Consider the following 6,524-nt stretch of genomic DNA (forward strand, 5'->3'; position numbering starts at 1 on the left):
AACACGACTGACGCGATGGCGACCGTCGACACGACACCCAGCGGCGAGGCGCAGCGGACGCAGCGGGCAGACGCCCGGCGCAACCGCGAGCGGATCCTCGCCGCTGCCTCCGCGGCGTTCGCCGAGGAGGGCTTCGACGTCGGCGTGGCGGAGATCGCCCGCCGCGCCGGGGTCGGCACCGGCACCCTCTTCCGCCACTTCCCGACGAAGGTCGAGCTGGAGGTGGCGGTCGTGCTGGAGCGCGCGCAGGGGATGCGCGAGACGCTCGCGGCCGCGCTCGCCGAGCCCGATCCGTGGACGGCCTTCGAGGGGCTGATGACCGCGACGGTCGAGATGACCGCCTGCGACCGCTGCCTCGGTGAGGCCGCCAGACCCGAGCTGATGGTCGATCCGCGGCTGGAAGAGCTGCGTACGGAGATGATCACCGGGATCGAGACCGTGCTGGAGCGCGGCCGTCGCGCCGGCGTGATCCGCCGCGACGTCGCCGCCGAGGACATCCCCGTCCTGACCGGCGTGATCGGCTCGACGATGGAGCGCTACGGCCGCGCCAATCCCGAGCTCTGGCGCCGCTACCTCGGCGTCGTGCTCGACGGCCTGCGCGCCGACGGCGCCGTCCCGCTCTCCCCCGGCCCGCCCGACATCGCGGCGATCGACGGCGGCTGCGGTGCGCCGATCGCCGCCGTCAAGGCTGTTCCGCCGCCGGCGTCAGCGCCGGCGAAGAAGCGCCGGCCGGCCGCCTAGCGCAACCGCGCCGCCCCGGTCCCGCGCAGCCGCGCTCCCGGCCACGCGAACGCGAGCAGCGACGCCGCGCCGAGCGCACAGACCACCAGCGCGAGCGGCAGCGCAGTCCCGCTGCCGCCGATCCCGACCAGCGGCGCCGCCGCGCCGCCGATCGCGAACTGCGCGAGCCCCAGCAGCCCCGATGCGCTGCCGGCCGCCCGCGGATGGTCAGCGAGTGCGAGCGCGGCCGCGTTGGGCGTCGTCAGGCCGATGCTCGCGACGAACGTGAAGAAGGCCGCCAGCACAAGCGCCAGGCCGGCGTCGAGCACGACGGCGAGCAGCAGCAGAAGCGCGCCGGCGAAGCCGATCAGCAGCCCGGTCCGCATCAACGCGCGCGGCCCGTGGCGGCCGACCAACCGCGCGCCGACCTGCGCCAGCAGCACGATCCCGAGCGCGTTGGCCGCGAACGCGAGGCTGAAGAGCTGCGGCGAGAGGCCGTAGATCTCCTGCACGACGAAGGGCGAGCCGGCGATGTAGCAGAACATCATCGCGCTGGAGAGCCCCGACGCCAGCGTCACGGCGACGAAGGCGCGGTCGCGCAGCAGCGTGCCGAACAGCGCCATCGTCGCCGCAAGGCCGCCGCCGTGGCGACGCTCGCGCGGCAGCGTCTCCGGCAGCAGCCGCCAGGCGACGAGCAGCAGCGCGATGCCGATCAGCGCCAGCAGCCAGAAGATCCCGCGCCAGTCGGTCACGCCCAGCAGCTGCCCGCCGAGCAGCGGCGCGACGATCGGCGCGAGTCCGTTGACGAGCATCAGCAGCGCGTAGACGCGCGCGGCGGCGGCGCCGCTGTGGAGGTCGCGCACGACCGCGCGCGAGATCGCGATCCCGAAGGCGCCGGCCGCCCCCTGCAGCAGCCGCAGCGGGATCAGCAGCCAGATCGACGGCGCCAGCGCGCAGAGCGTGCTCGCGAGCGCGTACAGCGCCAGCCCGGCCAGCAGCGGCCGGCGCCGCCCGCGCCCGTCGCTGAGCGGCCCGGCCAGCAGCTGGCCGGCGGCGAGCCCGATCATGCAGGCGGTCAGCGTCAGCTGCGCGGCTGACGCCGAGCTGCCGAGGTCGCCTGCGAGGTCGGGCAGGCCCGGCAGGTACATGTCGAGCGACAGCGGTCCGAAGGCGCTGAGCGCGCCGAGCACGACGATCAGGGTGCGCTCGCGCGGCAGTCTCGGAGCCATCGCGGGGAAGGTAGCGCCGCCGGCGCGCGCGTCGTTCGCCGAGCAGCGCAGGTTTGCTGCGGCATGCCAGCAGCAGCCCTGCAGTGCTCGCGTCGGCGGGCACCGACTGTGACCGGCATCACATTCGACACCTAAAGGTTCGTGATCTAATCTTTCGCCACCAAAAGATCTCCTAGCGTCAGGCCCCGATGCCCCCTTCTCCCCCCGCCCCGGCGGCGGCTTCACGCGGCGGAATCCCGTCGCACGTGTGGCCGATCGCCATCGTCGTGATCCTCGGCATGGTCATGTCCGTGCTCGACACGACGATCGTCAACGTCGCCCTCCAGGACCTCTCCGTCGAGCTGAACTCCTCGCTCGACGACATCCAGTGGATCGTCACCGGCTACATGCTCGCGCTCGCGGCCGTGATCCCGATCACCGGCTGGGCCGCGACGCGCTACAGCGCGCGCAGGCTCTACATCACCTCGCTCGTGCTCTTCACGCTCGGCTCGCTGCTGTGCGGGCTGGCCTGGTCGTCGGGCTCGCTGATCGCCTTCCGCGTCCTGCAGGGGATCGGCGGCGGCATGCTCGCGCCGATCGGCCAGATGATCCTCGTCAGAGCCGCCGGACCGAGAAACCTGCCGCGCATCATGGCCGCGATCGGCATCCCGATCATCCTCGCTCCGGTCTTCGGCCCGACGCTCGGCGGCCTGCTGATCGAGCACGCCGGCTGGCAGTGGATCTTCCTCATCAACCTGCCGGTCGGCATCGCGGCGGTCGTCGCCGCCGTCAAGCTGCTGCCGCAGGACAAGGGCGACGCCGCCGCCGGCAAGGTCGACGCGCTCGGGCTCGTGCTCGTCACGCTCGGCGTCGTCGGGGTCACCTACGGCCTCGCGCAAAGCGGCAGCGCCGGATCGCTGACCGCCGGCAGCGTGCTGCTGCCGCTCGGCGCCGGCCTGTTGCTCGTCACCGCCTTCGTGCTGCACGCGCTGCGGATCCCGAGACCGCTGCTGGACATGCGGCTGTACGCCAACAAGGCGTTCGCGGCCGCGTCGCTGACGACCTTCTGCCTCGGCGCCGCGCTCTTCGGCGCGATGATCCTGATGCCGCTCTACTTCCAGACGGTGCGCGGCGAGGACGCGGTCGCGACCGGCCTGCTGCTGATCCCTCAGGGTCTCGGCGCGGCCGTCGCGATGGCCGCCTCGGGCCGCGCGACCGAGCGCTTCGGCGGCGGCATGACGGCGCTGATCGGCGGCATCATCACGGTCGTCGCGACGATCCCGTTCGTGCTGATCGGCGGCGAGACGTCGTTCGTGCTGCTGGCCGGCGCGATGGTCTTCCGCGGCTTCGGCATCGGCATGTCGATGATGCCGTCGATGACCGCTGCCTTCAGCGTCCTGCGCCCCGACCAGGTCAACCACGCGACGCCGCAGCTCAACGTCGTGCAGCGGGTCGGCGGGTCGATCGGCACGGCGATCCTGTCGGTCGCGCTGGAGAGCCGCATCCGCGACGCCGGCGCGACCCCGACGCCCGCCGCGCTTGCCGACGCCTTCGGCGAGACGTACGTGATCGTGATGATCGTGACCGTCGTCGCGCTGCTGCCGACGCTGCTGCTGACGATCGTCGAGCGGCGCGCCCGCGCCGAGCACCGCGCGCACGAGATCCCGCTCGAGGCGAAGATCGAGCTGGAGGCCGAAGCGGCGTGACGAACGCGCGCGAGCAGGCGGGCGCCGCCGACGACGATGTCGCCGAGGAGCTGCGCGCGGCCTTCGGCGACCTGCTGCGCGCCGACCGGCGGCTGCGCAGCCGCGACCCGAAGCGCCCCGGCGCGCTCTCCTACGCCCAGGTGCGCGCGCTGGTGCTGCTCGACGCCGACGAGGAGGCGACCGCCGGCCAGCTCGCGAAGGCGGCCGACCTGACGCCGGCCAGCGTCACCGCGATGCTCGACCAGCTCGAACAGGAGGGCATGGTCCAGCGCCGCCGCAGCGACGAGGACCGCCGCCTCGTCGTCGTCTCGCTGACGCCGCGCGGCAGCAAGCTGCTGGAGCAGAAGCGCGCCACCTGGCGGCGCTGCTGGCAGGAGGCGGTCAGCGACCTGCCCGAGCGCGACATCGTCGCGGCCGCCGCGGTGATGCGGCGGATGGCGCGGATGATCGACGCCTTCTAGGCGCGCGCCGCGCGCCACGGCACGAGCCGCGCGGCGCGCGCCACGCCCTAGGCGCGCGCCAGCCCGACGGCCTCGCCGAAGACCTCTTCCAGCTCGCCGACGTGGTTGAGCACGACCTCGCCGGCGGCCCATCTGCGCCCGGCGACCGCGAGCCGATGACGCGCGCCCTCGTCGCGCACGAGGGCCTCGATCTGCCCGCGCCAGTCGCCGTCGGCGACCAGCCGGCCACCCTGCTCCTCGCCCATCCACGCGTAGTCGCCGACCGGCGAGGCGAGCCACGGGACGCCGGCGGCCGCGTACTCCTTCAGCTTGATGTTCGAGCGCGTGCGGTTGAACGGCACGTCGGCCAGCGGCGCGATCAGCAGGTCGCAGCGCGCCATCAGGCCGGGCAGGTCCTGGTACGGCTGCCACTGGTGGAACTCGTAGCGGCGGCTGGAGATCCCCATGTCCAGTCCTATCGCGAGCAGTCTCACGTGCAGGTGCTGCTCCAGCACGCGCGCGAAGACCTCGCGCAGGCCGAGCCGCTCGAAGTCCCACGAGTGCTCCTGCATGCAGGCCCAGCCGATCGTCAGACCGCGCTCGGGCAGCGTGCGCGGGCGCTCGAACGTCGGCGGCAGCATGTTCTCGACGACGCGCACCTCGCGCGCCCCGGCGGCGTGGTAGCGCTCGGCCAGCTCGTCGGTCGGGACCGTGACGAGGTCGGCCAGCTTCAGCATCGCCAGCTCGCCGGCACGCCACTGCTGCGCCGCGACCCCTCTGAAGGCGTCGCTGACCGGATGGCCCTGCGGCGCCGAGGCGGCGTCGAAGTCGTTGTCCCACACGACCGCGACACCAGCCGCCTGCAGCTGTCTGACCAGCCGCCGCATCGGCGCGTGCGTCAGCCGGAAGATCTGCACGACGTCGGAGCCGAGCAAGGGCCCCGGGTCGCCGACGGCGTTGCGCTCCTCGATGTGAACCCGATGGCCCTCCAAGGCGAGGGCCTGCATCGGGATGAAGGCACGATAGAGCGAGCTGGGCGCCCCCTCAGGCACCAGCGAGACGATCTGCATCGGCCTACCATGCCGAGGCCGCCGCAATTAAGCAAACGACGGCGTTCTCGAATCGGTCGTTCAGTCGCGCAGGCGCACGCCGGCGAGGCCTTCGAGCACCTCGACGACGGCGGCGAAGTCCTGCTCGCCGAGGCCGCGGCCGACGCCGGCGCTCAGCAGTTCGCCGGCGGTCGCCGCCGCCGGGAACGGCACGCCCAGCTCGCGGCCTGCGTCGAGCGCGAGGTCGACGTCCTTCAGCAGGTGCTCGAGCTTGAACAGCGGCGTGAAGTCGCCGTTCAGCATCGGCGCCGCCTTCAGGTCGACCATGCGCGAGCCGCCCGCGCTTCTCGGCAGCACCTCGACCATCCGCTCCAGCTCGACGCCGGCGCGGCGACCGACCAGCAGCGCCTGCGCCAGCGCGGTCACGTTCGCGGCCGCGAGCGCGTTGCTCAGCACCTTGACCGTCTGCCCGTGGCCGACCGGGCCGACGTGCACGATCGTCTCGCTGAGCGCTTCGAGCACAGCGCGGCCGCGCGCGAGGTCGGCGTCGCTGCCGCCGACCATCGTCGTCAGCGTGCCGTCGGCCGCCTTCGGCGCCGAGCCGGTGACCGGCGCGTCGAGGAAGCCGGCGCCGCGCTCGGCGAGCTTGGCCGCGATCGATCGCGCCTGCGCCGGGGCGATCGTCGACATGTCGATGCAGAGCAGGCCGTCGCGCGCATCCTCGACGACGCCGCCGTCGCCGAGCAGCACCTGCTCGACCTGCGCGCCGTCGACGACGATCGAGACGATCACGTCGCAGCGCTCGCCGAGCTGCGACGGCGTCGCGGCGACGCTGCCGCCGTGCTCGGCCGCCCACGCTTCCGCTCTCGCCCGCGTGCGATTCCAGACGGTCACCTCGAAGCCGGCGCGCCGCAGCACCGCCGCCATCCGCGCGCCCATGATCCCGAGGCCGATGAATCCGACATGTTCCATGCGCCCGATGCTAGCCAGCCGCCGGCGCGCGGCGCGGTGCGGCGCTCACGGCAGCCCGCGGGAGCCGCGCGCGCCGGTCGATATGCCCAGCTCCTCGGCGGCGTCGGCGAGCATCACCGGCAGCCGCCCGGCGCCGCCGATCGCCGCCGCGTCGACCGCGGCGGTGACGTGCAGGTGGCGGCCGTAGCTCAGCGTGCTGAGCGTCAGTGCGTGCTCGTCGTGCAGCGGCGCGACGGGGAACAGCGCGCGCACGTTGGCGCCGCCGACGTGCAGCGCCCGCTCCGGGCCGCGAGCGCTGGGGATCGTCAGGTTGCAGAGGCGCGCGCCGATCGCCAGCCGCGTCGGCAGCTCCTCGGGCGGGCCGGCCAGCAGCGTCGGCGGGCGCGGCGGGAGATCGGCGCTGCCCGCGCCGCCCGTGCCGGCCGCGCC

Annotated in this window: 7 protein-coding genes; 3 read left to right on the forward strand and 4 right to left on the reverse strand. The window is 73.7% G+C overall.

Going from position 1 to position 6,524, the window contains the following annotated elements; translation table 11 throughout:
• Positions 1-15: 15 nt before the first annotated feature.
• A complete protein-coding gene (locus R7226_RS23140; protein WP_318599723.1) occupies positions 16-741 on the forward strand; it encodes a TetR/AcrR family transcriptional regulator in 726 nt (241 codons plus the stop codon).
• Here the strand turns inward: R7226_RS23140 and R7226_RS23145 are convergent.
• The gene (locus R7226_RS23145) at positions 738-1,949 is read right to left on the reverse strand and encodes a multidrug effflux MFS transporter (protein WP_318599724.1); all 1,212 of its coding nucleotides are present in this window, start codon (positions 1,947-1,949) and stop codon (positions 738-740) included. The two genes, R7226_RS23140 and R7226_RS23145, sit on opposite strands and share 4 nt — an antisense overlap.
• A 188-nt stretch (positions 1,950-2,137) precedes the next feature.
• Here R7226_RS23145 and R7226_RS23150 point away from each other — a divergent pair, with 188 nt between their 5' ends.
• Both R7226_RS23150 and R7226_RS23155 read left to right on the forward strand, forming a co-directional pair.
• The gene (locus R7226_RS23150; RefSeq protein ID WP_318599725.1) at positions 2,138-3,634 is read left to right on the forward strand and encodes an MDR family MFS transporter; all 1,497 of its coding nucleotides are present in this window, start codon (positions 2,138-2,140) and stop codon (positions 3,632-3,634) included.
• Positions 3,631-4,095, forward strand: coding sequence for a MarR family winged helix-turn-helix transcriptional regulator (locus R7226_RS23155; protein ID WP_318599726.1), 465 nt, complete (start codon positions 3,631-3,633; stop codon positions 4,093-4,095). The genes R7226_RS23150 and R7226_RS23155 overlap by 4 nt, the downstream gene beginning before the upstream one ends.
• Positions 4,096-4,142: 47 nt before the next feature.
• Here R7226_RS23155 and R7226_RS23160 read toward each other — a convergent pair whose 3' ends face one another.
• From R7226_RS23160 to R7226_RS23170, 3 genes are all read right to left on the reverse strand, one after another.
• Positions 4,143-5,144 (reverse strand): glycosyltransferase, encoded by a 1,002-nt coding sequence (locus R7226_RS23160; protein ID WP_318599727.1) that lies wholly within the window; start codon positions 5,142-5,144, stop codon positions 4,143-4,145.
• A gap of 60 nt (positions 5,145-5,204) precedes the next feature.
• Complete coding sequence (locus R7226_RS23165) at positions 5,205-6,095, reverse strand: NAD(P)-dependent oxidoreductase (RefSeq protein ID WP_318599728.1); 891 nt, start codon at positions 6,093-6,095, stop codon at positions 5,205-5,207.
• Between the two features lie 45 nt (positions 6,096-6,140).
• Positions 6,141-6,524, reverse strand: a 384-nt coding sequence (locus tag R7226_RS23170) for a WS/DGAT domain-containing protein (protein ID WP_318599729.1), incomplete at its 5' end; no start/stop codon positions are given.

The organism is Conexibacter stalactiti (assembly GCF_033542075.1).
Classification (GTDB): Bacteria; Actinomycetota; Thermoleophilia; order Solirubrobacterales; family Solirubrobacteraceae; genus Conexibacter; species Conexibacter stalactiti.

Bases quoted from the DNA above. Each gene is read 5' to 3' on its own strand.
- R7226_RS23140 (WP_318599723.1), top strand. From the start codon at position 16: ATGGCGACCGTCGACACGACACCCAGCGGCGAGGCGCAGCGGACGCAG.
- R7226_RS23145 (WP_318599724.1), bottom strand. From the start codon at position 1,949: ATGGCTCCGAGACTGCCGCGCGAGCGCACCCTGATCGTCGTGCTCGGC.
- R7226_RS23150 (WP_318599725.1), top strand. From the start codon at position 2,138: ATGCCCCCTTCTCCCCCCGCCCCGGCGGCGGCTTCACGCGGCGGAATC.
- R7226_RS23160 (WP_318599727.1), bottom strand. From the start codon at position 5,144: ATGCAGATCGTCTCGCTGGTGCCTGAGGGGGCGCCCAGCTCGCTCTAT.
- R7226_RS23165 (WP_318599728.1), bottom strand. From the start codon at position 6,095: ATGGAACATGTCGGATTCATCGGCCTCGGGATCATGGGCGCGCGGATG.